The organism is Haloparvum sedimenti, from assembly GCF_001462205.1.
In the GTDB taxonomy this organism is placed as follows: Archaea; Halobacteriota; Halobacteria; order Halobacteriales; family Haloferacaceae; genus Haloparvum; species Haloparvum sedimenti.
In genome coordinates this window covers 111,941-134,792 of the sequence record NZ_LKIR01000062.1, presented here as the reverse complement: position 1 = coordinate 134,792, position 22,852 = coordinate 111,941, and the positions used below count along the sequence as shown (strand labels likewise).

At 64.5% G+C, this 22,852-nt stretch carries 21 protein-coding genes and 1 pseudogene; 10 read left to right on the top strand and 12 right to left on the bottom strand.

What is annotated here, in order from left to right:
* From AN233_RS04095 to AN233_RS04085, 3 genes are all read left to right on the top strand, one after another.
* The coding region (locus AN233_RS04095) for an ABC transporter ATP-binding protein (protein ID WP_245626005.1) at window positions 1-1,132 on the top strand (1,132 nt) is incomplete at its 5' end.
* A 50-nt stretch (window positions 1,133-1,182) separates the two neighbouring features.
* The gene (locus AN233_RS04090; RefSeq protein WP_058365585.1) at window positions 1,183-2,259 is read left to right on the top strand and encodes an ABC transporter permease subunit; all 1,077 of its coding nucleotides are present in this window, start codon (window positions 1,183-1,185) and stop codon (window positions 2,257-2,259) included.
* Window positions 2,256-3,305 carry an ABC transporter permease gene (locus AN233_RS04085; RefSeq protein ID WP_058365571.1) on the top strand — a complete coding sequence of 350 codons (1,050 nt, stop codon included), beginning with the start codon at window positions 2,256-2,258 and terminating at the stop codon, window positions 3,303-3,305. Before AN233_RS04090 ends, AN233_RS04085 begins: the two co-directional genes overlap by 4 nt.
* A 393-nt stretch (window positions 3,306-3,698) precedes the next feature.
* Here the strand turns inward: AN233_RS04085 and AN233_RS04080 are convergent, their stop codons facing one another.
* Window positions 3,699-4,232, bottom strand: coding sequence for a hypothetical protein (locus tag AN233_RS04080; protein ID WP_141654124.1), 534 nt, complete (start codon window positions 4,230-4,232; stop codon window positions 3,699-3,701).
* Between the two features lie 620 nt (window positions 4,233-4,852).
* Between AN233_RS04080 and AN233_RS04075 the strand changes: the two genes are divergently transcribed.
* The 6 genes from AN233_RS04075 to AN233_RS04050 all read left to right on the top strand — a co-directional run bounded on the left by AN233_RS04075 (window position 4,853) and on the right by AN233_RS04050 (window position 12,065).
* The gene (locus AN233_RS04075) at window positions 4,853-5,260 is read left to right on the top strand and encodes a hypothetical protein (protein ID WP_080508341.1); all 408 of its coding nucleotides are present in this window, start codon (window positions 4,853-4,855) and stop codon (window positions 5,258-5,260) included.
* A 93-nt stretch (window positions 5,261-5,353) separates the two neighbouring features.
* Window positions 5,354-6,976, top strand: coding sequence for a hypothetical protein (locus AN233_RS04070; RefSeq protein WP_245626001.1), 1,623 nt, complete (start codon window positions 5,354-5,356; stop codon window positions 6,974-6,976).
* Window positions 6,973-7,800 (top strand): hypothetical protein, encoded by an 828-nt coding sequence (locus tag AN233_RS04065; RefSeq protein WP_058365568.1) that lies wholly within the window; start codon window positions 6,973-6,975, stop codon window positions 7,798-7,800. The genes AN233_RS04070 and AN233_RS04065 overlap by 4 nt, the downstream gene beginning before the upstream one ends.
* Window positions 7,797-8,903 (top strand): hypothetical protein, encoded by a 1,107-nt coding sequence (locus tag AN233_RS04060; protein ID WP_058365567.1) that lies wholly within the window; start codon window positions 7,797-7,799, stop codon window positions 8,901-8,903. The genes AN233_RS04065 and AN233_RS04060 overlap by 4 nt, the downstream gene beginning before the upstream one ends.
* Entirely contained in the window at window positions 8,900-10,006 is a 1,107-nt protein-coding gene (locus AN233_RS04055) for a hypothetical protein (protein ID WP_058365566.1), read from the top strand. The genes AN233_RS04060 and AN233_RS04055 overlap by 4 nt, the downstream gene beginning before the upstream one ends.
* Window positions 9,999-12,065, top strand: a complete 2,067-nt coding sequence (locus AN233_RS04050) for a VirB4 family type IV secretion system protein (RefSeq protein ID WP_058365565.1) — start codon at window positions 9,999-10,001, stop codon at window positions 12,063-12,065. The genes AN233_RS04055 and AN233_RS04050 overlap by 8 nt, the downstream gene beginning before the upstream one ends.
* Before the next feature lie 118 nt (window positions 12,066-12,183).
* Here AN233_RS04050 and AN233_RS04045 read toward each other — a convergent pair whose 3' ends face one another.
* From AN233_RS04045 to AN233_RS04010, 10 genes and pseudogenes are all read right to left on the bottom strand, one after another.
* Entirely contained in the window at window positions 12,184-13,473 is a 1,290-nt protein-coding gene (locus AN233_RS04045) for a hypothetical protein (protein ID WP_058365564.1), read from the bottom strand.
* Window positions 13,470-14,102 (bottom strand): hypothetical protein, encoded by a 633-nt coding sequence (locus AN233_RS04040; RefSeq protein WP_058365563.1) that lies wholly within the window; start codon window positions 14,100-14,102, stop codon window positions 13,470-13,472. The genes AN233_RS04045 and AN233_RS04040 overlap by 4 nt, the downstream gene beginning before the upstream one ends.
* A 189-nt stretch (window positions 14,103-14,291) precedes the next feature.
* Window positions 14,292-15,218 carry a hypothetical protein gene (locus AN233_RS04035; RefSeq protein WP_058365562.1) on the bottom strand — a complete coding sequence of 309 codons (927 nt, stop codon included), beginning with the start codon at window positions 15,216-15,218 and terminating at the stop codon, window positions 14,292-14,294.
* A gap of 86 nt (window positions 15,219-15,304) precedes the next feature.
* Window positions 15,305-15,652: a hypothetical protein gene (locus tag AN233_RS04030; protein ID WP_058365583.1), complete on the bottom strand. Its 348-nt coding sequence runs from the start codon at window positions 15,650-15,652 to the stop codon at window positions 15,305-15,307.
* Between the two features lie 341 nt (window positions 15,653-15,993).
* Window positions 15,994-18,267: a hypothetical protein gene (locus tag AN233_RS04025; RefSeq protein WP_058365561.1), complete on the bottom strand. Its 2,274-nt coding sequence runs from the start codon at window positions 18,265-18,267 to the stop codon at window positions 15,994-15,996.
* A 236-nt stretch (window positions 18,268-18,503) separates the two neighbouring features.
* Window positions 18,504-18,899: a DUF7567 family protein gene (locus AN233_RS04020; protein ID WP_058365582.1), complete on the bottom strand. Its 396-nt coding sequence runs from the start codon at window positions 18,897-18,899 to the stop codon at window positions 18,504-18,506.
* A gap of 67 nt (window positions 18,900-18,966) precedes the next feature.
* Window positions 18,967-19,131, bottom strand: a pseudogene (locus AN233_RS18410) (DUF7568 family protein); the annotation flags it as partial.
* Window positions 19,132-19,283: 152 nt separating this feature from the next.
* The gene (locus AN233_RS04015; protein WP_058365560.1) at window positions 19,284-20,228 is read right to left on the bottom strand and encodes a transcription initiation factor IIB; all 945 of its coding nucleotides are present in this window, start codon (window positions 20,226-20,228) and stop codon (window positions 19,284-19,286) included.
* Between the two features lie 148 nt (window positions 20,229-20,376).
* On the bottom strand, window positions 20,377-20,526 hold the full coding sequence (locus tag AN233_RS17145; protein ID WP_176696637.1) for a hypothetical protein: 150 nt from the start codon (window positions 20,524-20,526) through the stop codon (window positions 20,377-20,379).
* Between the two features lie 358 nt (window positions 20,527-20,884).
* The gene (locus AN233_RS04010; protein WP_058365559.1) at window positions 20,885-21,412 is read right to left on the bottom strand and encodes a hypothetical protein; all 528 of its coding nucleotides are present in this window, start codon (window positions 21,410-21,412) and stop codon (window positions 20,885-20,887) included.
* A gap of 195 nt (window positions 21,413-21,607) precedes the next feature.
* Between AN233_RS04010 and AN233_RS04005 the strand changes: the two genes are divergently transcribed.
* Window positions 21,608-21,844: a hypothetical protein gene (locus AN233_RS04005; RefSeq protein WP_058365558.1), complete on the top strand. Its 237-nt coding sequence runs from the start codon at window positions 21,608-21,610 to the stop codon at window positions 21,842-21,844.
* Window positions 21,845-22,118: 274 nt separating this feature from the next.
* On the opposite strand, the gene AN233_RS04000 is transcribed toward AN233_RS04005, so the two are convergent.
* Window positions 22,119-22,772, bottom strand: a complete 654-nt coding sequence (locus tag AN233_RS04000) for a hypothetical protein (protein WP_058365557.1) — start codon at window positions 22,770-22,772, stop codon at window positions 22,119-22,121.
* Window positions 22,773-22,852 lie beyond the last annotated feature (80 nt).

Below are 22,852 nucleotides of genomic sequence, written 5' to 3'. Positions count from 1 at the left end.
CGGCGCCCGCCAGCGGGTGGAGATCGTCAAGAGCCTCTATCGCGGCGCGGACATCCTCATCCTCGACGAGCCGACCGCGGTCCTCACGCCACAGGAGATCGAGGACCTCCTCGACGTGATGGAGCAGCTCACGGACGCCGGCCACTCGCTCATCTTCATCACGCACAAGCTGGGCGAGGCGCTCGACGCGGCCGACGAGATCACCGTCCTGCGGGACGGCGCGGCGATCGGCACGGTCGACGCGGCCGACACCTCCGAGGAGGAGCTCGCGCGGATGATGGTCGGTCGAGAGGTCCAGTTCGACCGGCCACCCCGGGACTCGACCGAGGGCGATCCCGTGCTCGACGCGGAGGGGCTCCGCGTGCGTGGCAACCGGGGTCTCGAGCAGGTGAGCGATGTCGACCTCACCGTGCGGGAGGGTGAGATCCTGGGCGTCGCCGGCGTTCAGGGGAACGGGCAGACCGAGCTGGTCGAAGCGCTGACCGGGCTCCGCGAGGTCGACGCCGGGACGGTGCGGTTCGACGGCGCGGAGATCACCGACACGGACCGACGCGAGCGTATCGACGCCGGCATCGCGTACATTCCGGAGGACCGGACGACCGAGGGGCTCGTCCAGGACTACACGCTCGTTCGCAACGCGCTCCTGGGCAACCAGACGGTCGAACCGTTCGTCGACAACGGGCTGATCGACTGGGCGGCCGTCCGCGCCCACGCCGAGGAGATCGTTCGGGAGTACGACGTGCAGCCGCCGAACGAGGAGACGGAGGCGAAGTCGCTCTCCGGCGGGAACCAGCAGAAGTTCATCGTCGGCCGGGAGATCGAACACGACCCCGACGCCATGGTCGCCTCCCACCCGACGCGGGGGGTCGACATCGGCTCGATCGAGTTCATCCACGACCGGCTGCTGGAGCTGCGCGAGGCGGGGATGGCGATCGTCGTGGTCTCCTCGAAGCTCGACGAGATACAGAAGCTCTCCGACCGGATCGCGGTGATGTACGAGGGCGAGTTCGTGGACGTCGTTGACCCGGAGACGACGACCGAGGAGGAGCTCGGGCTGCTGATGGCGGGCCACGACACCGGCGACGGCGAGGGCGGTTCCGAGGCCGCCTCGAGCGGAGGTGTCCAGTCGTGAGCGCCCCGTCGGAACGGCTCCGTGAGGCGGTCGACCGCGCCGCCGGCCACATGCTGCGCGCGTCGGTGCTCGAGCGGCTGGCGATCGCGACCGCCTCGACGGCGCTGGCGCTGGCGATCGGCGTCGGCATCGTCGCGGCGGCCGGGTACGACCCGGTGCAGTTCGTCACCAGCCTGATCGAGGGCGCGGTCGGCGGCCGGTCGGCGATCGCGCGAACGCTGCGGTTCTCGACGCTGTTCATCCTGACCGGCGTCGCGGTCGCGGTCGCGTTCCGGGCCGGCGTGTTCAACATCGGCGTCCAGGGGCAGTTCGTCGTCGGCGGCTTCGCGACCATCATGTCGATCATCTGGACGGCACCGCTGCTTCCGGGAGGCGTCGTCGGTGGCGTCGGCCTCCTGATCATCGGGTTCGTTGCGGGTGCGGTCGCGGGCGGCGCCTACGCGGCGCTCCCCGGCGCCCTGAAGGCGTACGCCGACGCGAACGTGATAATCACCACGATAATGCTGAACTTCATCGCGACCGGCGTCGTCGGCTGGCTCGTTCAGGGGCCCCTCCGCGGGGAGGGCAACGCGGCGCCGAACACGGAGCGGATCCCGGAGTACGTCTCGTTCCCGAGCCTCGTCTTCGACAGCTCCGGGTTCTCGGTCGTCGGACTGGGGATCGCGCTCGTCACCGTCGCGGCGATCTACGTGGTCATGGAGCGGAGCCGGTTCGGCTACGACATGGTGACGAGCGGCCACCAGGAGTCGGCCGCGACCTACTCCGGCGTCGACGCCGAGCGAACGGTCGTCACGACGATGGCCCTCTCGGGCGTGGTCGCCGGGATCGCGGGCTCGGTGTTCGCGGTGATGATCATGGGCTACTACACCGACCCGGGCGGCATCGCGACGTACGGCTTCGACGCCATCGCCGTGAGCCTGCTCGCGGCGAACAACCCTCTCGGCATCGTGCCGGCCGGACTGCTGTTCGGCGGGCTCGACTCCGCGGGGACGCACATCGGGCTCTACACCGACGTTCCGGTCCAACTCATCGACGGCGTCATCGGACTCGTCATCCTGTTCGTCGCGGTCCCGGAGCTGTTCCGCATGGCCGCACAGCGGACCGGGCTGGGGGGTGAGCGCCGATGAGCCTCGCCGACTCCCTCGGCGGAAACCGCGTTCGGATCGCCGGCGTCGCCGCGCTCGTCGCCGCCGCGGCGGTGGCGGCCGTGGCGATGGACCTGCCGCTCCTGGGGATCGTCACGGTCGGCTTCGCGGAGCGCTCGCTCCAGGCCGCCACCCCCATCGCTTTGACCGCGATCGGCGGGCTCTACGCCGAGAAGAGCGGCGTCTTCAACATCGGCGTCGAGGGGTTCATGATCTTCGGGGCGGCGACGGCCGCGACCACGATGTGGATCATCGGCGGCGGCTCGCCCGGTCAGAGCGACATCTGGCTCGCGATCCTCGCCTCGGTGCTGGTCAGTCTGGCGTTCGCGATCGTGTTCGCCGTCCTGCTGATCCGGTACGAGGCGGACCAGATCGTCGCGGGGCTGGCGCTGTGGTTCATCGGCCTCGGGTTCGGCCCGTTCATGGCGGTCCTCGTCTGGGACAGCCGCAACAGCCCGAGCCTCGAGAGCATCAACGACCTGACGATTCCCGTTCTCGCGGACGTGCCGGTGCTCGGCCCGATCCTCTTCGACACCTCGCCGCTGGTGCTGTTCACCGCAGTCCTGGCCGTCGCCGCCTGGAAGTTCCTCACCGACACGCGGTACGGCTACTGGATCCAGGCGGCCGGCGAGAACCCGGAGGCGCTCGACACGGCCGGCGTCAGCGTCACGCGCGTCCGGTACGCCGCCGTGATCTTCTCCGGCGTCATGGCCGGGCTGGGCGGTGCGGTGCTGCTGGCGCAGGCGGGCTCCTTCACCGGGACCGGCGACACGATGGTCAGCGGCCGCGGCTGGATCGGCATCGTCGCCTACCTGTTCGGCAACTACAACCCGATCGGCGCGGCCGTCGCGGCGCTCGTGTTCGGCGGGCTGGACATGCTGCAGATCCAGCTGCAGACGGTCGGCATCAGCGTGCCCAACCGGCTCGTCAACCTGTTCCCGTACGCCGGCGTGGTCGTCGTCCTCACCGTCTGGGGGTCCACGCGGACGCCCTCCGCCGTCGGCGAGCCCTACGAGAGCGAGGAGTAGCGGGCTCGCCTCCCTGACGTGGGGCGCCGCGGATCGGCCGCGTTCCGCCGATCCGTCCGTACGTCGCCGATCCTCCTGCGAGCAGCCGACGCGAGCGGCATACGATCCTGGCCGGCTACCCAGCAAAGAAGTGCTGAGTTGGTCTGCGGGACCGGAGATGAGTGTCGATCAGTCGGTAGCGGCGCGCGCCAAACCGCCCATTGTCGATAGGGCGTCCTCCGTCGTGACGGCACGGCTCTGCGTCGACGAGACGGTCGCAAACACGGCCTTGGTTCTAACCGTACACCCTATCGTAACCGTTCCACGGGCGTCTTGACTGGATCACATGCATCGTACCCTGAGATCCCGACGCTTGCTGGGGGGTGTTAGCAAGAATCTAGCGCACCTCGTCACTCATGGTATCCCGATGTGTCGATGGCGATGTCCGAGATAGATGATCGCGATGAGGGGGATAAGACCTGGGACGAGGAGTGACGGGAGCTGGTATCTGCGAGTACCCGGATGCCACGTGACGACACTACTCCGAACCTGTGAGAGGTCCGCAGCCAACCCAATGTTGAAGAGGAAGATACCAGCACCTGCAGGAAGAACGAAGCCGATGATACGGAGGTAGAGCGTGCTTAGGAAGGAAAACGTGTCTCCGTACGGGATGAAAAACAGCCCACACCCAAGAAGCAACAGTAGCGGTCCAATGGCGATCCCATACCACCAACGCGAACCAGCAAGACGATCCCGAGAAAGGGGATCGTCGAGAGGGAAGCCACCAAGTCCGATGCGCCGGTAGCGACGGAAGAGATAGATGGCAACCACCACTAGTGAGAGCGGGTATACAAGACCGAGCACGCCGTATAGGTAGGGATTCGGTGACCACTCGTCGGCTACGATCCCGCTGGCGTCATAATACATCGAGAGGCTGAGGCCGAACATGGCGATCAAAAGGCTACTCGCGAGCAGGGCCTGGATAATGAGGGATCCCTCAAACGAACTGGTTGGGGAGGTACTCCCCGCACGTGACGCGAGCGACGAGCTGAACCAAATGCCCCGGACGGCCATACCGAGCACGGGGACGACAAAGACGCCGATGAATCCTGTGGCACAAATGAGGTGCCACCATCGAAATCCACGTCGCATGACTACGTGGAGAGTGTCAGTAATACATAAAATCCCTGCGCCAATCTATCGGTGAGGCGACGATGTCAAAATCACAAACTACAGAGTACCTACCGCTCGTTCGCTTGAACTTCGAAGTAGACGGGGCGATCGAGAGCACCGAGACTGCCCTTCTGACTATCATGCGGTGATGCTCCCTTGGTTAGTCCCACGAACTCCGCGAATTTGTGCTGACCGTCGTCGTTTACCATCGACATTGCCGTGAACTCCACGGGTCGAATTCATTACATATCCGATCCATATACCCGAAAATTAATATTAAACTAGGTCTGATCACCAACGAACCGAATTGAAACCGTGACTTCGTGTATGTCTCGGAGACCGGACCGCCAGCGTCGTGTTTGCCGGTCTCTGGGAAGTACCCCAGACCAGCAATCATGATTTCAGACCCTCCCAAAACCGATCCCGCATCGTCTCGTTGGAGTCGGTGGCTTCCCAGTCGCCGGACAATCATCGCGACGGTCCTAGTGTTGGTCGTCGCAGTGGAACCGGCGCTCGCGCAGGAGAGCGCGGTGTGTGAAGCCGAACGCCTTCCCGAGATGATCTCGGGATTCTTCCAGCTGACGACCGCGGTCGGCCTCATGGGCCTCGTCGTCGTGTGGCAGGCCGACTCGCTGGTCGAGATGTTCACCGTGCGGCCCGACCAGCGTGAAGCCCTCAAGCGGCACAAGCGGACGGCGCTCAAGTCCGCGGTCGTGCTGCTCGTATTAGGGCCCCTCACGACCGTCGCCGGGAGCATGATGAACCTTCCCATCGCGCAGTGTGTCGACCTCACACCGTGGTGACCCATTGAGGTCCGATCGATGCGCACACGCGCACCACGACTCCTGCTCGTCTGGCTGGCAATGACCGCCGTCGCGGTCGGAGTAGGCACGGCCATGCAGACGAATGGAGAGGAAGAGCCGCTTACCGAGACGGAGCGAGCGACGCTCTTCTCGAAGCAACCGGACCCGTGTCTCTCCGAGTCGGAGTACGAAACGGAACACGGGACGGAGCCGACCGCGATTCAGCGGCTCGCCACGTGTACGGACATCACGTTCGCGGAGCCTCCGGACACGGCCGCGAGATGGACGGCCGCCGATTTCCCGACCTTGACGCCAGGGAACGAATCAACCTCGTACGTGCCCCCGAACGCGAACACGACGGAGTCCGTCGCGATCGCCGATGCACACGCCTCGCTATTCGCGATCCATCCCTCAACGTATGTGCACCTGGATGGCGACGATCCGTCGCAGTATATTGCTCCCGAGGGAACCGTTCGCGGTTTCGTCGACTATCGCGTCCGCGAATCGGCCGCGATCACGAACGCGACCAACGCGTCCGTCTCCGCCACCGACCACGACATCGAGGAAGTCCGGCTCTACATCGATGGCGAACGGGTCGCCAGCCATGACGGTAACGCGACCCCAGTCCTCGAGTATCGGACGGATGAGAGCGGGCGTGTGGACCTGCGGCTGGAAGCAGACATCCGGGTCGACCTGGAAAGCAGTACGTCACGTCCGAACGCGACCACCTCGGTCCCGCCTGCCGACGAAGTGACCGTCGCGGAGACTCGGACCGTTCGCGTCTACACGCTCGACGCGGAGTCGTACGAAACGACGTACCCGAATGGAGAAACGGGGCTCGCCATCTACCACGCCCAGCCGTGGCACGGGTACACGCTGACTGCGGACGGGACCGACCGCGTTCGCGGCGTCTGGCGCTACTACACCGGCCGCGATACCCGCTGGGACACCCTGACGCGGTCGACCGCGACGGACGCGGAGACGGTTGACGCGCCTGCACAACCGGTGTACGTACACGCGTTTCCTTCGCGCATCGGTCCTCGTGCTGAACCCGTGCGTGATGGGCCGACGATCCTCGACGTGTGGGGGACTGATGCACCCACGCCAGCTGCAGGACTGCACGAGAATGTTGATGTCGGCGTCGTCAACGAGTCGTACACCCGCTCGTACGGGATGGCGATCCGAACGGATTCGGTCGACGACTCGGCGCTGACTATCCACGGCGTCGTCCGCGGCGTCGAGACGAATCTGAGCGACGTGGAACGCGAACACCGACCCCTCCGGGAGAGCAACCTCTCGGTCACTGTTACTGACCGGAACGAAACCGCAGCGACTCTCCGTATCGAACTCACGGATGCACGGACCGACGACCCGATCGTTCTCCGCGACGGGGATCGCCGTGCGCCGATCGGCGGCGAGCCACGAACGGGAACGCTCCGCGTGAACGGCAACGCCGTCGAGACGAACGGCCGTGGTGTTGCGGTCGTCACTGTCAACGAACCGGGGATCTATACGGTCGAGTACGACCCCGATTCCTGGCGTGCGGCCAGTCCGGCCTACGTGGGTGCAACCGAAAGCGTTCGGTGGCACCCGCTGACGACGGTTTCGGGCTGGCTGCACGTGATCGAGACCGTCGTCGTGTGGGCGATTCCGTTTGCCGTCACGCTATATGCCGGGCTCCGGATCGGTCGCTTCTTCCGCATTTCCGACCCATGAACACGAACACCACTCCCTCTAGCAGACGCACCGTCCTCAAAACGCTTGCACCCGCGGGCGTCCTCGCGCTCGCCGGTTGTCTCGACGGTGACGGTTCCGACGGGACCCCGACCGCGGACGGCCCGCTCGCGGCCGTGGCCGTCGAGGAGACCGAACTCGTCGTCGATCTCGCTGCGGAGGCGAGCGTCGACGCGCTCACGGTCGTTGATCCGAACGGCGAGCTCTTCGCCGAGACGACTGTCGCGGCCGGAGTGACAACCGAGACGTTCCCCATCGAAATGCCGTACGTCCCCGGCGAGTACGAGATCCGTGCCGTTGTTGAGGACGAGGTGACCGACACCGAGACGATCGCGATCCGTCCGGACCTCGAGATTGTGGACCTCAAACTCGGCCGTAACCATCCTGACGAGATGTACGAGGGGGCATCAGAATTGACTATAGCATCTGAGGTGATTATTCAGATTGCAAACGCGGGGACTGGACCGGAGGAAATTGCACAACTCCGGTTCAAGGGAGATGTTCCAAATCCTACTGATTCGACCTATGAGGAGAGTGGAATATACGACACTGAAAGTGATCTCGACCAAGCTGCAGAAAATGTCTTTTTACCTTCAGGGATAGAGAAGCAGATCTACAGCTACTCCTTGCCGTTCTCTCCCTCTGGGGACAATGTAGCGTGTACACCCGAGGGGAATGAGGGTATATTCACGGTTCAGATATCATCAGAAATGACAGAGGAGAGTATTGAAAAAGAGTATCGAGTCACGTATTCAGGTGACGACATAGAGACCTGTGACATCTCTATAGAAGGGGTGTCTGAATGACCAATATTTCACTCACAGACGTAGGGATACAATGGTTCGAGGATATTGTAGATAAGGCCATCGAATGGTTCCAACAGGGCTTAACATCGGGTTATCGGTCTATTACTGAATCCGTCTTTTCTACGCCAACACCCCAGACTGGCGAACCGTTCGGATTCGGTGTCCCCACCAACGAACCGTGGAAGACGATCTACGGCGACCTCGTTGGTGGTGAGATCATGATCGTGGCGCTGCTGCTCCTGATCACTTGTGTTCAGGGCCGAAACACGATCCGTATCTTCAACATCGGGTCGACGTATGAAGCGCGGAAAGCCAGAAAGACGGCGTGGACGGGCGGGATCCTGATCGTGGCGTGGTACTGGGTCGCTGCGGTCTCGGTCTATTTCGTCGACGCGTTCACGCTCGTCCTGATCCCCTCAGTGGGAACGGTCGCAGGCGCGATGGTCGACCTTCTCGCCTCGTCCGTCGAGAACCCCGCCCTAGCGCTCTCGCTCAACATCCTCGGCGGGAGCGCGATGTGGGCGCTGCAGTCGCTGTTCTTCCTCCGGGACGTGCTCTTGATCGTCTTCATCTACGGGATGCCGATCGGGATCGCGCTCGCGTACGGGAACCTCCCGGTCGTTTCGCGGATCGCGAGTCGCGTCTGTCTGAAGTTCGTTCCACTACTCGTCATGCCGATTCCGGTCGCGCTCCTCTTCCACGGGTACGAGCTGCTGTTCGGGAGTGGGACCGTCCCGGCAGTTACGCCTGACTCCGCGTTCTTGAGTCATCTCGTCGCCGTCTCGCTGCCCGTGGTGAGCGTGGTCCTCGTCTGGAAGACGTTTTCGTACGCGACGCCGCGGCTCACGCGGACCGTGGAGACGGCTGCGGGCGCGGCACTCACTGCGGGCGCGGTCGTTGGCGCCGGCGCGGCCGCGGGACCGTGGGCCGCCTCCATGGCTGCCCGGTGGGGACCACGCGCTGCGGCCGGCCACGTCATCGCAAATCGGGTCGCGAACGGAGGAGGCGAAGACGGGGACACGTTCCAGAGCGCGCTCGTGACTGACGGTGACCGGCTCCCCGCCTATCGTCGGACGGGGAACGAACCGGGGGGAACACGATGAGCGACGAGAACCCGGCCCGGCGACGCATCATGGACGCCATCGGTGAGGAGACGCGCGTCCCGCTGTTCAACGTCACCGAAGGGGATCTGTATGTCCTACTGGGCTTCCCCGTTGCTGGCCTGCTCACGGCTGCGTTCTCCGGCGTGGACGCCCTCCTCGCCCCGCTCGTGGGACTCGGCATCGTCCTCGGCGTCGCGGCCGTCTCCGCGACGCCCACGCATCGATCCGCGGCCAGCTGGCTCGCGGACGTGGGTCGCTTTTACCTGCTCCGACCGCGCGTGACGCAGCGCGAGCCGACGAATGACGACACAGCCGCGCAGGACAGGCGACGCCAGTCCCCGGACCGATCGCTGTCCGAGTACCTGCCGTTCACGGTCGACGAGACGACCCAAGAGCTCACGCAGATCGAACGCACCTGGCCGGACGCGGCCGCGGTTCAGCGCACGGACGGCACGATGGAGGCGTTTCTGGAGGTCCGGCCCGGGAACATGGACTTCGCGATGGCCGACGACTGGGCCAGCGTCCAAGCAGCCGGTGCGGCGTTCGCGAACGACGAGCTCGACTTTCCGCTGACCGTGTACGCGACGACGCGGACCTTCCCGACCGACCAGCTAGTGGCGCAGCTCGAGGAGCGGCTGACCGACCCGGATGTCTCGGACAATCCGGTGTTCGAGCAGCTCGTCGAGGAGTACCGTCGCGAACGCCCCGACGAGCTGGCCGACACACAGCAGGTGCGCTACTACCTCGGCGTGGAGGTTGCACCCTATGAGGTGTACGAGCGCCACGACGACGAGCGGTCGCCTGCCCAACGGCTCACGACGATTCCGGTCCTCGGGGTCCTAGTGCGGCCGTTCGTCACGCGACGCGAGCGGCTCACGGAGGCCGAGCTTCGTGGCCGTGCGCTCTCGAAGCTCGACGATCGAATTCGGGCCGTCCAGACCGAGCTCGTCGGGACGGTGAGCGGGTGGTCCGCGCGGCGACTCTCCACGGTCGAACTGTTCGGCCTCGCACTTCGGTTCTGGACCGGAAGCGAACGCGAGCAACCCCCCGTGCGCGAACAGGTTGCCGTGGATCACTCATCACGGGATACTGACGATGCGTGAGGCTGTCAGCGTGCGTTACGACGCCGTGCTTCAGGGCGGACTGGACACGAGCGTCGACGTGCTGATCGGCTCCGCCGGCGTCATCGGCGCGGTCGTGATCGGCATCCTGATCGGCGGTTGGCTCGTCGAGCGGCGTCCGCGGAACGACCCCGAGGCCGATCTCTCGCAGTTCATCGATCCCGAGCAGATCGCGACCGCGCCGGACGATGGACGTGCGTTCGATGACGTGGCCGACCGCCATGCCGACACGGTCGCCCCCGACGCCATCGAGTGGGAGACGCGCGTCGCCCGGGTCGGCGACGACTGGACATCGACGCTGTACATCGCCGACTGGCCCGATTACCCGAGTGACGGCTACCTCAGCGAGCTGTTCACCCTCACGGACGTCCGCTTCGACCTCACCGCGCACGTCCGGCCCAAGGACCAGACCCGGGCTCGCGACGAGCTGCAGACGGTCGCGGACGACCTGAAGGTGGACGCGGATCTCGAGGGAAGCGTTCGGAGCACGTACCTCCACGAACGGGCCAACGAGGCGGCCGCGACCTATCGCGCGGTCGAGAACGGCCAGCGCGTCTTCTCGCAGGCGATGCAGGTCACCGTCCGCGCTGACTCACGCGAGGAGCTCCGGAACGCCGTCCGAACGGTCAAACGCCGCCTGCGCGAGTCGCCCGCCGACCTCACGCCGAAAACCGCGATCTGTACGCAGGACCTCGCGCTGCAGGCGGCCGCACCGATCGGCGACAACCCGTTCGGTCGCGACGCGATCGCCCTCGGTGGCGCGGTCGGCGCACTGCTCGCGTCGCCACACTCACCGACCCTCCTCGAACCGGGCGGCGTCGAAGTCGGCGTGCATCGCCATACCGACAGTCCGGTCGTGGTTGACCCGTTTGCGCGCGAGAACGGCTACGCCATGTTCACGGTCGGTGACCCGGGTTCGGGGAAGAGTTTCAGCGCCAAACAGCAGTTCATCCGCTCGATCGCGCAGTCGGAGGACCGCATCGGCATCGTGCTCGAACCGCTGAACGATTGGACGGGCGTCGCGGACGCCCTCGACGCCCGCCGCATCACCGTCGGGGGGACACTCGGGCTAAACCCACTCGAGATCCGGCCGACGCCCGAGCACGTGCAACGACGCCTCGGTGCCGACGCCAGCCCCTTCACCGAGAAGAAGGACAGCGTGCTCAGCTTCCTCACCAACTTCTTCGCCCTTCGCGGTGTGGACCTCACGGACCGACGCACGACGCTCGAACTCGCGGTCGACGCGGCCTACCGCGAGCGCGGCATCACCGAGGATATCGCCACGCACAGTCGTGAGAGTCCGACGATGACGGACGTGATCGACGTCCTAGAGGGGCTCGTCGAGGACCCGGACGAGTACGTCCTCCGGACGGACGCGGAAGCGGACAAACTCCAGGCGGACGCGACGTGGCTCATCGACCAACTCCGCCCGTTCGCGGAGGGTGGCCGCTTCGAGAACCTCGGCCGCGAGACGGCGTTCGACATTCGTGACGAGAACCTCATCTACCTCGACCTCGCCCAGCAGGAGGGGAGCCTCGGCGGACAGACGAGCCTCCTGATGCAGCTGCTCGTCTCGCTCGTCTACGAGCGCGCCAAGGAGACGCCGAAAGAGGTCGTGTTCGTCATCGACGAGGCGCGGTACCTCTTCACCGACGCCGCGAGCCTCTCCTACATCGAGACGATCTTCCGACACCACCGGCACCATGATCTCTCGATACGGCTCGTCACCCAGACCGTCGACGAGTTCTTCCAACAGCCTGAGGCCGAGATGATCCTCGACCAGTGTGCGATCAAGCAGTTCCACCGCCTCGACGGCATGGACGAGGACTGGGCCGCCGAGTTCGGCCTGAATCACGCCCAGATGCGCTACGTCCAGGACGCGATTCCCGGAAACGAGGAGACCGGCTACTCCGAGGCGCTCATCGGCGTCGATGGAGACTGGCGCGGTATCGAGATCCGTGCCCTGCCGTTTGAGCAGAAGGTGATCGAGAATACTCGAGTGGATGCCGGATCTAACACGTCGCCGCACGGCGACTTCTAAGCGAGGACCATGGCCCGTTGTGACGGCGGGTTTCCCGGAACCCGGTCAGACGAGACCGTCCTCATCTCCGGTGCGGGTGAGAGGCCCCCACGTCGTGGGGAGTGCTGATGCCGGCGAGTTAGCCGTCGAGCAGGTCGCCAACACGCTGAACGACTGGGGGTGCGGCAGCCGCGAACTGGCTCGCGACGGCGTACGTCGCGTAGATGTCGCGGCCGGCCACGACACCCGTGTGTTCGTCGGCCAGCTCGTCGGCGTTCCGAATGGGGTTGCGAACGTGGTGTGCGAGACGGCGGGCGAGCAACGCGGGTCTCGTGTCGAGCAGCCCACGCAGCCCGTCCACGGCCGCCGCACGTTCGGCGGCGATCGGGTCGACCGACGCGGGCACGCCGTATGCTCCGTCAGCGACGGCGTCTCGCGCGGCCGTGAACGCGCGGTCGGCCGCGAGAGCACGCATCGCGGGCCCGATGGCGCCGACCGCATGGCCGGCATCATGGCGTTCGACCGCCGTCTTCGCGGCGCTCCACCGGCTGCGGGCGAGGTCCTCGAGTAGCGTCTCGCCCGGCGTGTCCGCGATGTCGCGATCGATATCGCTTGCGAGCGTCTTTTGGTCGGGCGCGGTCGCGTGCGTCGCGACATCGTCGGTGAGCGTCGTTGCGACGCTCGCGAAGTGCGCCTCGTAGTCGCGCGGGTCGTCAAGCGTCGCTGTGTAGTCCGTGTGGAGCTGCTGCGCATCGGCTGCGTATGCGCGGCCCCACTCGACATGCTGTGCGAGTTCGGCGACGTGCAGGACCGTGTTCTCGTACTCGTAGCGCGTGTTCGGTTCGATGAGGCGGGCGCCGGTACGGCCCCAGTCGGTGATGCGGGCGTGTTCCACGAACGCACCCAGGGGGTCGTCCCGCGGGCCGGCGGGCGCGTAGTCCGCGAGGAACGCGTTCGCGTCGCGATGATGACGCTCACGGCGCGTTTCGATGTCCGATGCCGTGAGTGAGTTATCAAACGCGGCGAGGCCCGCGGCGACGAACATCGCTTCCGAGCGTGGGTGTGTCAGGCCTTCGAGCGTCTCGACACGGCTGTGGTCGTCCGCAGTCGAAGCGAGCGCCTCGCGTGCGGACTTCCGCTCGCGAACAAGTCGCTGCCGGACGACCGCGTTCGGGACTCGCGATACGTCCGCGCCGTCAAGGAGCGAGCGGATGCGCTCGCGCGCACTCGTCAGGTGTGCGTCGGTCGGCTGGACCGGTACTGTGGAGGGGATGTGGGGAATCTCGCCCGGGAGGGCGGCGAGCGCCGAGTCGTCATACTCGCGACTCGTCTCGCTCGCGAACGGCCCACGGTCGCTACAGCCCGCGAGCGCCCCCATGAGTGTGGTTCCGACGGCCGCGAGCAGCGAGCGCCGCGTCCGTCGACTCATGCCGACTCACTCCCGGTTCGATATTGCTCGGGAACCGGGCCACAGCTCCCGCCGCTGCCGACGGAGAGTCCACCGTACTCATCACCTGGGTCGGGAAGCCGAATCGCGGCCGCGATGTAGTCACGGCGCTCGCGCTCGCAGGCAACCTCGGCGTCACGAATCACGCGACAGAACTGGACGCTCGGGCTGCCGTCCGCGTCCCGTGTGACGTAGTTCACCTGCAGGTCGTAGCACTCGCCGATCCGCCGTTGGTACAGCAGGACTGACTCGTCCGCATACGCGGTCTCCGCGACGAGCCGACGCACGGCCGCGGCGTTCGTTGCGTCCTCGGCGACCTCGAGAGCCGCCGCCTCGGCGTCGCTCTCGATGACGCGGTGAGAGAGTGGCTGGGGCGTGGCCGAGGGCTCGTCAGCCTGCCCCGCATCGCCGCTGGTCGCCCGCGGAGCGACGATCGGTGGCCGGTCGCCGCTCGCGCGCGTCATCGCAGCCGTGTAGTCGGTCACGAGCGTTCCGTCCGCGGGTGGCGACTGGTGGCTGTCGGAGCCGCTACAGCCGGCGAGTGCGGCCGCGAGACCGACACCGACGCCCGCGAGAACCGTCCGTCTGGAGGGAGTGGAGGGCGGCACCATTGCGATCCGCTCATTCCGGGAGACGACCAAGAAAGCGACGGTCAACCGCTCCGTCTAGACCTCCCGAGCGAGGCGATCATCGAAGCGGTCGCTGGTGCCCGGATCTCGTCTTGAGCCGTCGGTGAGTGCTCCACCGCACACCCACCGACTGGACTACGGTTGTGTAGGGCACCGATCTCGAGACGGTACTCACGCCTCAAGCCGCTCGATCAGCTCCGCTGCCGTCCGGCTGATTCGGTCAAGGCGGTCGCGAACGACTGCCGGCTCGTCCGACTCCCATGTGGCGAGGTAGAACGCAGACCCGCTGGTGTCGAGTCCACAGTACCGACCGACGACGTACGCGACCGCTTCGGCTTCGACCTCGCGTTTCGACCGCTCGGTGTCGTCGTCGACATCGGCGTGGAGCAGGGCGTGCGCGTACTCGTGGACGAGCGTTCGTGCGAGATCGGCGTCGTTCTCCCGGTCGCGGACCTCGATATGCGGCCGCGTGTCGCCGAGTCCTGACTGGCTGCAGATGCCCCTCGCCGCCCCGTGGCTCCAGTCCGCGTCCGGCACGATTTGAACCGCCACATCGAGCTGGTCAGCCATCTCAATCAGCTGTGTGACAAGGCCGCCGGCCTCACCAGTTGCTGCCGTGTCGAGGTCGGGAAGCGGCTCGCCCTCGGTCTGGGAGATGTCGAACACCGGCGCGGGCGTGAATCCGACCAAGCCCTCGGACCACTCGTCGGGTGGCGTTTCGTCGTACGCACAGTCGCTGTCCGCGTGGTAGCTCGGCGAGTTCTCGCATTCCGGGCACCGTTTCGTGATGATCGGCGCCCAGATCCAGATGGCCGACTCGCCCTCCTGGACGTGCCGGTCGAACTCCTCCTGCCACGTCCGATAGCCGGCAACCTTCGTCGCCTCGGGACACTGGCGCTTGATCAGGAGCGTGTTCCGGTAGGAGTAGTCGTGAAACCGACTCTGGACATCGAGCCACTCCTGGAACTCCGCGCTCGCCTGCGCGTCGTCGATGCCCGCGACGAGGTCGTCGATCCAGTCCTCGATGGTGCTGTGCATCGCCTCGGATCGCGTGTCCGTCTCCGCGAAGGAGACCGACGAGTCACTGGTCGTAGTCATTGTGTTCTCCAACTCGAGTTCGCGGCGACTCCGCAGTACAGGACGCGCCGCACCCCTTCAGGGCGGACAAAAAACCGCGGGGACGCTCAGCGGAGCTGGTTTCGTTCGTCCGCGAAGCCGACCGTCACGAGATACTCGAGGAACGTGTCGAACAGGGTGCTGTCGCTTGGCGTCCCACTCGCGAGATGCCGCGTCCATTCGACGGCCCACTGGAAGGCGGGATCCGTACCGCCCTTGCCGTGGATGTACCACCAGCGAGCCGCCTTGAGAACCACCAACGGATTCGTCGGTGGCTGGTCCTGTGCAAGCGCACGCGTGATCGACGCGATCTCGTCGGGCACGTCGCCCGGCTCCACGTTTGTCGTCTGTGCGGCCGCGATATCGATCGGAATGTCGTCAAGTGCGACATCGGTAGTACGCTGTTGTTGATTCACGGAGGTCACCTCTGGATGAGGACTCTCGGTGAAGCCCTCACCCATTCCGGGGCCCACAAACCGAGCTGCGGTTCGTTCACCAGCGTATTTGGTCGTCTCAGGAAACGGATCGAGTCTATCCGAATGGTACTGTGGAAACCGCCCAGCTTTCTCTCACGTCTCGGGTCCGTGATTCACGGGGACTTCACGACTCAGATCAGAGAACCTTCTCCATGCACTGAACCAGCGGTGGGTGAGGGGACTGAGTGGATCCTCGCTGCGCGCTCCGTCGGTGTGGCCGTCCCTTCCTCAACCTCAGCCCGGAGAGACGCCCACGAAGACCGCGGTCTGTCTCAAAGAGGCTAGTCCCCAAACAATCGGGAAAGGAATCCACCGGAGGTATCCGTCTTTGACGTATCCTCCGTGGTGGCTGGCTGCTCGGTGTCTGTGTCGGTTTCGGCCGCTCCGTTCAGGAGGTCGGTGACAGAGTATCCGATCCACTCAGCGAATTCTTCAGGTGCACCGATGTAGACGCTCGTGGACGACTTCTCGGACATGAATCGCTTAGGCAGTCGCTTTTCGTAGTCGTACACCTCATACTCCTCGCGGTCGAAGTCGGCGGTGATGGCGTTCGGTTCGGATTCGAACGTAACACGGCCGCCTTGGATATCCCGCTGCCACTTCAACCGCCCCGTGTCGTATGTTTTCTCGGCAGGTTCAGCAGCGGGGAAGTACTCGGGTTGCTCTCGATCCGCCTCGTCGTAGAAGTCGCGGACAATACGGCGAACGTCTTCGATAGTGCCGTTCCCGTCAGTCCACGGTTGCTCGGTAAGCATTCGACGAGCGACGTAGCTGAAGATCGGGTTCTGCCGTTCCAACACGTCTGATAGGTCTTCTTGTGCCTCGCGGAATCCCGGATCTTCCGGGTTCGAGGGGAAAGAGACATCCATACTCAAGATTTTCATTCGGTTCCGGAACTCGGATTTCGGGAGCGCATCGTTGGTCGTGAAGATGAGACACGGTTGATCGACGCTGGTGGGCGTCCAATCTCCCCAGTAGTTCCGGATCGGGCTCCATCGCTGGATCTTCTCCTTTTCCGCGTCGATGATGGCGTATGGGAAGCACGTGTCCCACTCGCGGACGCCACGGACTTCCTTGACACCAACATCGTCCGCATCCACACCGGAGATAACTGTGTTGTCGGACACGAGGCGCAGGATGTACTCGGTGAGTTTGTCCTTCCCCGCGTCGCTCTTTCCTTCGATATACAGGTGCTGCAGAACGTTGTCTAACGTCCGAGACGGCGATGACAACGCTTTCGCATATTGGTTGGCGAACGGGGCCCAAAACCCGTAGAGAAACGCCTCATACATCTGTGCCATCACTGCAGTCTCGGATTGGGTGTGACCGTGGTTCTCGACGGTTTCGATGTAATCTTCGATCGTTTCGAGACAGTGATCCAGGACTTCAGTGGTTGGCTCGTCGGTGGCCACGAGAATCATTTCATCGTCCTCGCCGATCACGACTTGCTCGGCCTCCGGAAGGACCGACATCGTCGGGATCGCTGTCGATTCCTTGACCTGGTTGTTGTACGCGCTCAATGGCGCAGTGATGCTGTGATCCTCGACGGTCGCACCGCGGTCACGGAGCCCAGCTCCGAACTCATCGGCAGTGTCCTTGTCGACTTTGCTGGTTCCCATTCGTATCTTTTCGTCGGGTGCACGAATCCGGGGACGGTCAAGCCCGTCCGTGAGCCCCGTTTCATGCTCCGATTCAACGAGCCCGACATCCGGTGACTCGTCGTCATCCGGATCGGCGGGTGACTCTTGTTCCTCCGTGGGTTCGTTGGGTGTGATGACGTTGCGGTCGGCGTTCTCGGGTTCTTCGACGAACGCGACCGTCTCGTCAGCCTCCGCCGGGTCGTCGACGACGGTCGTGACTTGATCAGCGACGTCTTTCAGGTCTTCAACGGCGTCCTGATTCAGCGCGGCCGTATCGCTCATCTCGAGATCACCGGCACCGACCCAGTACTCGATACGGTTCTCCCGCTCCTCCGGTGAGTCAGCTTCTTCCAGCGCTTCGACAAGGCCTTCGAGGAGTGTCTGATCGCTGTATCCCTCACGATACTCGTCGATGAAGCGTTCAAATTCCTCGTCCAATTCAGTCCCGAGATCGGTCGTGAAGACGGAGATCTGGTTCGTGTGATACTCCCAGGAGTTCCGCGAGAGGTTCGCCGATCCTTGGACGAGCTTCACCGTCTCATCCGGCATGACGATTCGATAGATCTTCGAGTGAACGGTCTTCCGATTCTTCAGACGAACGGTGAGTCGGTTATCCTGTCGAAGTTGCACGAGAGACCTCGCCGTCGAGACCTCACTCACTTGGTCGGCGTACTCTTCGGCGTTTCCAATGAGTACATCAAGCGAGCCGATATCGTATTCGGTCAACATCTTCACCATCAGCTCGGGTGTCTCTGAGTACGTCACGGCGTCCACGTGACGCGCACCCGCGAACAGATCGAGGAAATCCTCTCGCTCTTTCACCATCGCCAACCGATATTTCGCGGCCCCTGACCCGTAGAACTCCGGCATGTCCGCGAACCTATCGAACGAGATATTCGCCGTCAGTTCATCCATGAACACGGCAATGGATTGATACGAATAAAACTGTGCCGTGGAGTGGTAGTAGAATAACGGTAGGTGAGCGAGTGACATCGGCCGTGACGAGTATCGTTGTCGACTTCGCCGACACCACTGTCGAGAATCGGGAAACTGACATGGAGTTCGCACATCTCCAGACGTTGCGATACGGGACGAGTTCTAGTCAGCTAAGTTTCGGAACCCAACGTCGGCTGAGTCTTTCCACAAGATCCCTACGCAAGGTGCGACACTTCTGATGGTTCCTCGATGTCGTCGAACTCGCCGCGTTCCACAGGTTTCCAGTCCTCACCTGGCTCCGGACTCCACCAGGCGACCTCGTAGGCGTCCGGTGCGCCGAAGAGCTTCACGCGTGCGGACCCATCAGGCAGGTCGCGACGCAGTTTTTCTTCGACGTGAAGATTCCAGGTTGTGGCTGTATCGAAGCAGGCGAGCACGGCCTCCTCGTAGCCGCGTGTCTCTCGGGGCTCTTGGAGTTCGACCTGGGTGTTGCAGTTCTTGCAGAACACCCCCTCGAAGGGGATGTGAGTGAAGATCTCCTGCCCGCAGACGGGGCACCAGAGGAACTCGAACAGTGCCTCATTGTGTCGGTCACGTACTTCGAGGGTCATTGGTTGCCTAACCCGGCCGTACCGGGCCACCACCTGGTTCCCGGTCAAAAACAGCACTCACCGCTCACTACCGTTCAACGCCGTAGACGATGCGTGGGAGGGCTTTGCACCCACAGTCGTGGCAGTCCGATAGCTTCGCCCTGTCTGCTGCCTTCTCGCCGATTCGGACATCGTCGTTCGGACACTCCGGACAGCGGAGGTCCGGTGCGGGCCGTTCACGGGGTTCATCACGGCTTTCGGCTACTCCGTGTGGGACAAAAATCTCCGCACGGAGGACAACACGTCACCCCACCCTGAAGTCGGGAACGCTGAACGTGAATGGCGGTTACTTGCCTGTCATCCAGTAGTGTCAGCCAGAACGCGAGTCCACCGACAGCTCTCCCTTTAGAGCGGAGACGGTGACTCAGACCGCTCCTGCAACTCCTGATACCGCGCCCGAAGCGTCACGGGCGTCACGTCGGCCACCTCCGCAATCGCTTCTTGGCGCAATCCGCCACCGTGCTCTTCGCTCGCGAGATAGAGGCAGCCGGCCGCGACACCGGATGGGGATCGACCGCTTACTAACCCCTCCTCGCGAGCACGCTGTGCGAGGTCGGCCGCTCGCGACCGGATCGACGGGGGTACCTCAAGCGCCGTGAACAGCCGCGGCAGGATGTCGCCCGGCGAGATGGGGCGACTCGCGATGCCGAGCTCCGTGTTGAGCACGCGATAGCCGAGCAGGACCTTCTCGCGGTCGCACCGAGCCACGTCCGCGACCTCCTCGATGGTGCGGAGGACGCCGTCGGTCCGACAGGCCCCGTACACGCTCCCGGCCGCGAGCGCCTCGATCGAGCGGCCCTTGAGCAGATGCTCGCTCTGCGCCTTCCGGAAGAGGGAGCTTGCACGTTCACGCAGGGCTCGCGAAAGGTCAAGTGCACTCACGAGGCGCGCGATCTCCACACAGCCGATCGCAAGGTTGCGCTCGCGTTTCGACTGGTACCGCGCGCGGCTATGCCGCGTTCGGAGCCGCGACATCTGTCGCTGCTTCCGGCCGGAGAGTGTGTTGCCGTTCGCGTCCTGCCCGCTGCCGATCTCCGTCGAGAGGCCGCGGTCGTGTCGCGCGTGGGTGACCGGCCCACCCGTTCGCGAATTGGTCGCCGGCTCGTCCTCGAAGGTACGCCACTCCGGGCCGTGGTCGATCGGCGACGCATCGAGGACGAGCCCGCAGTCGTCACAGACGGTCTCGTGTCCCGTCGTCGTGACGCGGCCGCCGCAGTCCGGGCAGCCGGGTTGGTCATCGCGCTGTGGCTCCTCGTCGAACGTTCGCTCGTAGGGTTCGCTCGTGCGCATAGAGTGGACGACGCGACCCTGTTGGATCGCCCCGCACCCTCTCCGGGGCCAACAAACTCCGTCGCGGAGCGCGCCGACTCGCGACTGGGCGAGCGGGTTCTGGCTCTGCGACGCACGCGAGCTTCGACCCGACCAACCGTACGCAGCGCTACTCGTCGTCCGCGGACTCGAGGTCGACGACGTGGACCTCGACGTGATCTTCCGGACAGCCGGCCTCGTGTTCGCCGCCAACGGCCCCGCAGACGGAACAGGCGTCGCGACCCAGGTACCGCTCGAGCTCGTAGCTGAGACGAGTCATCGGCCGGCGGCCTCGCGTTCGACCCGCCCGTCGCGCTTTACGTGCGTGTTGGCTGGGTACGTCCCGGGTTCCGGAAGGGTCCCGGACAGGCTATCCGCACACTCGACCGCGTTGGTTCGGAGCCAGGCGCGTGCCTCCGCGACGATCTGCCTTCCGCGGCCGGCTGCTCGCCGTTCGCCGTTACACTCGGTGGTGCGATGTCCGGGATGCATGGTTGCTTGGAGGCTGACCTGCGCCTCCGCCCTTCCACGGGCGCGTACACCCGCCGGAGTCGTCGCCGGTCGCTCCGCCCTCGGAAGCGACCGCGTCGGAGACGTGGTGCAGATCATGGCCGGACCCGGGAGCGGCAGTCACCCACCTAACGAAGGAACCGACCATCCGGTGCCGGGACGGTCCCCGTTCGAACCTCGATGTCCACGCGTCGAAGATGTTTGCAGCCGCCCGCGGGATCCCGATGGCGTGCATCCGGACAGGTGCACTCCTCGGCCGCGAGATCGACCTCGTAGGTGTTCCCGGTCGCACTCTCGACGAGATAGCGTGGACCCTGTTCGCCAAAACGGACCTCGATCGCTTCCGAGAGCGCGCGTCGCGTTCGCGGCTCCTCGATCGAGTAGCCACCATCCGTCACTGGATGCGGCCGCCGCTCGACCGGACAGGGCTCCCGAAACTCCTCGCGATGGTTCCGCTCCTGGCCACACCGCCGGCACCGCCAGTACGTCGTCGTGTAGGAGTACGGTGGCCCCTCGGTCAGCTCGATGTCGTACTCGGTCGGTTCGCGGCCCGGAAGCCGTTCCGTGACCCGAAGGAGTTCGTGCCCGTTCTCGAGCCGTGGATCCGTCTCCGTGACCGTTCGCTGTCGCTCACGGTCAGTCTGATCTGTCTCCATGGGTTGCTGCGGGCCGAGACAAGCGCGCCCGCACCCCTCAGGGCGGAAACAACCCCCCTCGTCGAGTGGCCGACCGGCAGTCCCTCGATACAGGACTGTGGGGCACGTTCACGGGCCGTACTGAGCAGCCGTCCGCTTACTCTCGCGTTACCTACGACCGAACAATTACATACACGCGATCAGACTGTCCTTCCGATGACAGACTACACCGAACTTTTCAAAATCACGTACAGCGGCACCGTTCGTGATCTCACCACACGGATCTCCGGCCTCACCGGCGTGACGAACGTGTCCTCCTCTGCCGGACCAAGCCAGACCGTCGACGAGACGCTCGACTGCGACATCTCCTACGACACGTACGAAACCGACCGAGAGGACCTCTCGGCCCAAATCGAGGCTATCGACGGTGTCACCGAAGTCGTCTTCGGCTGAACCACGCTGCCCTACATCGGTGAGGGCGGTGTTGCGTCGGAACGCAGCTTGCAGCTCCGGTGACGGAGGTGTCTCCGTCGGCAGACCCAGCGATCGTGGTCTCCGCGGACGTCAGTACGTTCGATATCGAGTCTCTGCTGAATCGATCTCACATCGTCGATCTGAGAAGTCGGCCGCGGATTGCCGCATGGTACAGCAGCTGATGACGGACGCTCTACAAGGCCGCTCCTTCGGGCTGGCCTTCAACTAGCGGGTGGCCCTCCCAAGACACGTCCTACGACGAGAATGTCCGAACGGCAAGTTCACCGTCGTGAGTCGTCGGTTCGACGCTGAACCGTGGTGCCTGCCGAAACGCATCGAGGATCTCACGGACATCGCCAGCCATGTCGTCACGACGACGAAGGTCGGATTCCGTGATGATGCATCCGTCGTCCGGAGGACAAAGCGATCGGAACTGCGCCTCAAGCGTTCCCGAAGTACGAGCCGTGCCGCTGGCCTCGAGACTGTAGCGCTGCCCAGCCCCCGTTTCGAACTGGCGCCGACCGATACACCAGGTTTCGTCCGCCTCCGGTCGGTACTCCACGACGACCGTTTCGTACGGTGATAGGACGCGTTCTCCGAGCGCGTGAAGGATCCAGTCGTAGACCTCGCGTGATACGCTCGTCGAGATCACGTTCGAGCCACAGCCGGTGAGGTTGATCGCCTCGAGGGCCTCCCGGTTCTCCGCGACGAACGCGGCCGCCCCCGCTCGCTCCTCTCCAGCCACGTAGTAGACGGTCGTGAACGGACCCGTTGGGGTTGCAGGTGCCTTGCCGGGTGACCGGGACACGTCGATCGTCCGGACGTGCTGACGCTCGTCCGGATCGAGGTTTCCGAGCTTAACGCCCGTTTGGGGGCCCTCGGTGAGTACCTCGAACTCCTGCGTCATGGTCGGGGCGTTCTCGGTGTCTCCCTATGAAGATGGTGACAGTGTCAGCGTCTACCGTGTCTGGGTCTGGCTACATCTGT

Bases quoted from the DNA above. Each gene is read 5' to 3' on its own strand.
- AN233_RS04035 (WP_058365562.1), bottom strand. From the start codon at position 15,218: ATGACTACGACCAGTGACTCGTCGGTCTCCTTCGCGGAGACGGACACG.
- AN233_RS04090 (WP_058365585.1), top strand. From the start codon at position 1,183: ATGCTGCGCGCGTCGGTGCTCGAGCGGCTGGCGATCGCGACCGCCTCG.
- AN233_RS04050 (WP_058365565.1), top strand. From the start codon at position 9,999: ATGCGTGAGGCTGTCAGCGTGCGTTACGACGCCGTGCTTCAGGGCGGA.
- AN233_RS04045 (WP_058365564.1), bottom strand. From the start codon at position 13,473: ATGAGTCGACGGACGCGGCGCTCGCTGCTCGCGGCCGTCGGAACCACA.
- AN233_RS04075 (WP_080508341.1), top strand. From the start codon at position 4,853: ATGATTTCAGACCCTCCCAAAACCGATCCCGCATCGTCTCGTTGGAGT.
- AN233_RS04055 (WP_058365566.1), top strand. From the start codon at position 8,900: ATGAGCGACGAGAACCCGGCCCGGCGACGCATCATGGACGCCATCGGT.
- AN233_RS04020 (WP_058365582.1), bottom strand. From the start codon at position 18,899: ATGACCCTCGAAGTACGTGACCGACACAATGAGGCACTGTTCGAGTTC.
- AN233_RS04025 (WP_058365561.1), bottom strand. From the start codon at position 18,267: ATGGATGAACTGACGGCGAATATCTCGTTCGATAGGTTCGCGGACATG.
- AN233_RS04085 (WP_058365571.1), top strand. From the start codon at position 2,256: ATGAGCCTCGCCGACTCCCTCGGCGGAAACCGCGTTCGGATCGCCGGC.
- AN233_RS04000 (WP_058365557.1), bottom strand. From the start codon at position 22,772: ATGACGCAGGAGTTCGAGGTACTCACCGAGGGCCCCCAAACGGGCGTT.
- AN233_RS04040 (WP_058365563.1), bottom strand. From the start codon at position 14,102: ATGGTGCCGCCCTCCACTCCCTCCAGACGGACGGTTCTCGCGGGCGTC.
- AN233_RS17145 (WP_176696637.1), bottom strand. From the start codon at position 20,526: ATGACTCGTCTCAGCTACGAGCTCGAGCGGTACCTGGGTCGCGACGCC.
- AN233_RS04010 (WP_058365559.1), bottom strand. From the start codon at position 21,412: ATGGAGACAGATCAGACTGACCGTGAGCGACAGCGAACGGTCACGGAG.
- AN233_RS04070 (WP_245626001.1), top strand. From the start codon at position 5,354: ATGCAGACGAATGGAGAGGAAGAGCCGCTTACCGAGACGGAGCGAGCG.
- AN233_RS04005 (WP_058365558.1), top strand. From the start codon at position 21,608: ATGACAGACTACACCGAACTTTTCAAAATCACGTACAGCGGCACCGTT.
- AN233_RS04080 (WP_141654124.1), bottom strand. From the start codon at position 4,232: ATGTTCGGCCTCAGCCTCTCGATGTATTATGACGCCAGCGGGATCGTA.
- AN233_RS04065 (WP_058365568.1), top strand. From the start codon at position 6,973: ATGAACACGAACACCACTCCCTCTAGCAGACGCACCGTCCTCAAAACG.
- AN233_RS04060 (WP_058365567.1), top strand. From the start codon at position 7,797: ATGACCAATATTTCACTCACAGACGTAGGGATACAATGGTTCGAGGAT.
- AN233_RS04015 (WP_058365560.1), bottom strand. From the start codon at position 20,228: ATGCGCACGAGCGAACCCTACGAGCGAACGTTCGACGAGGAGCCACAG.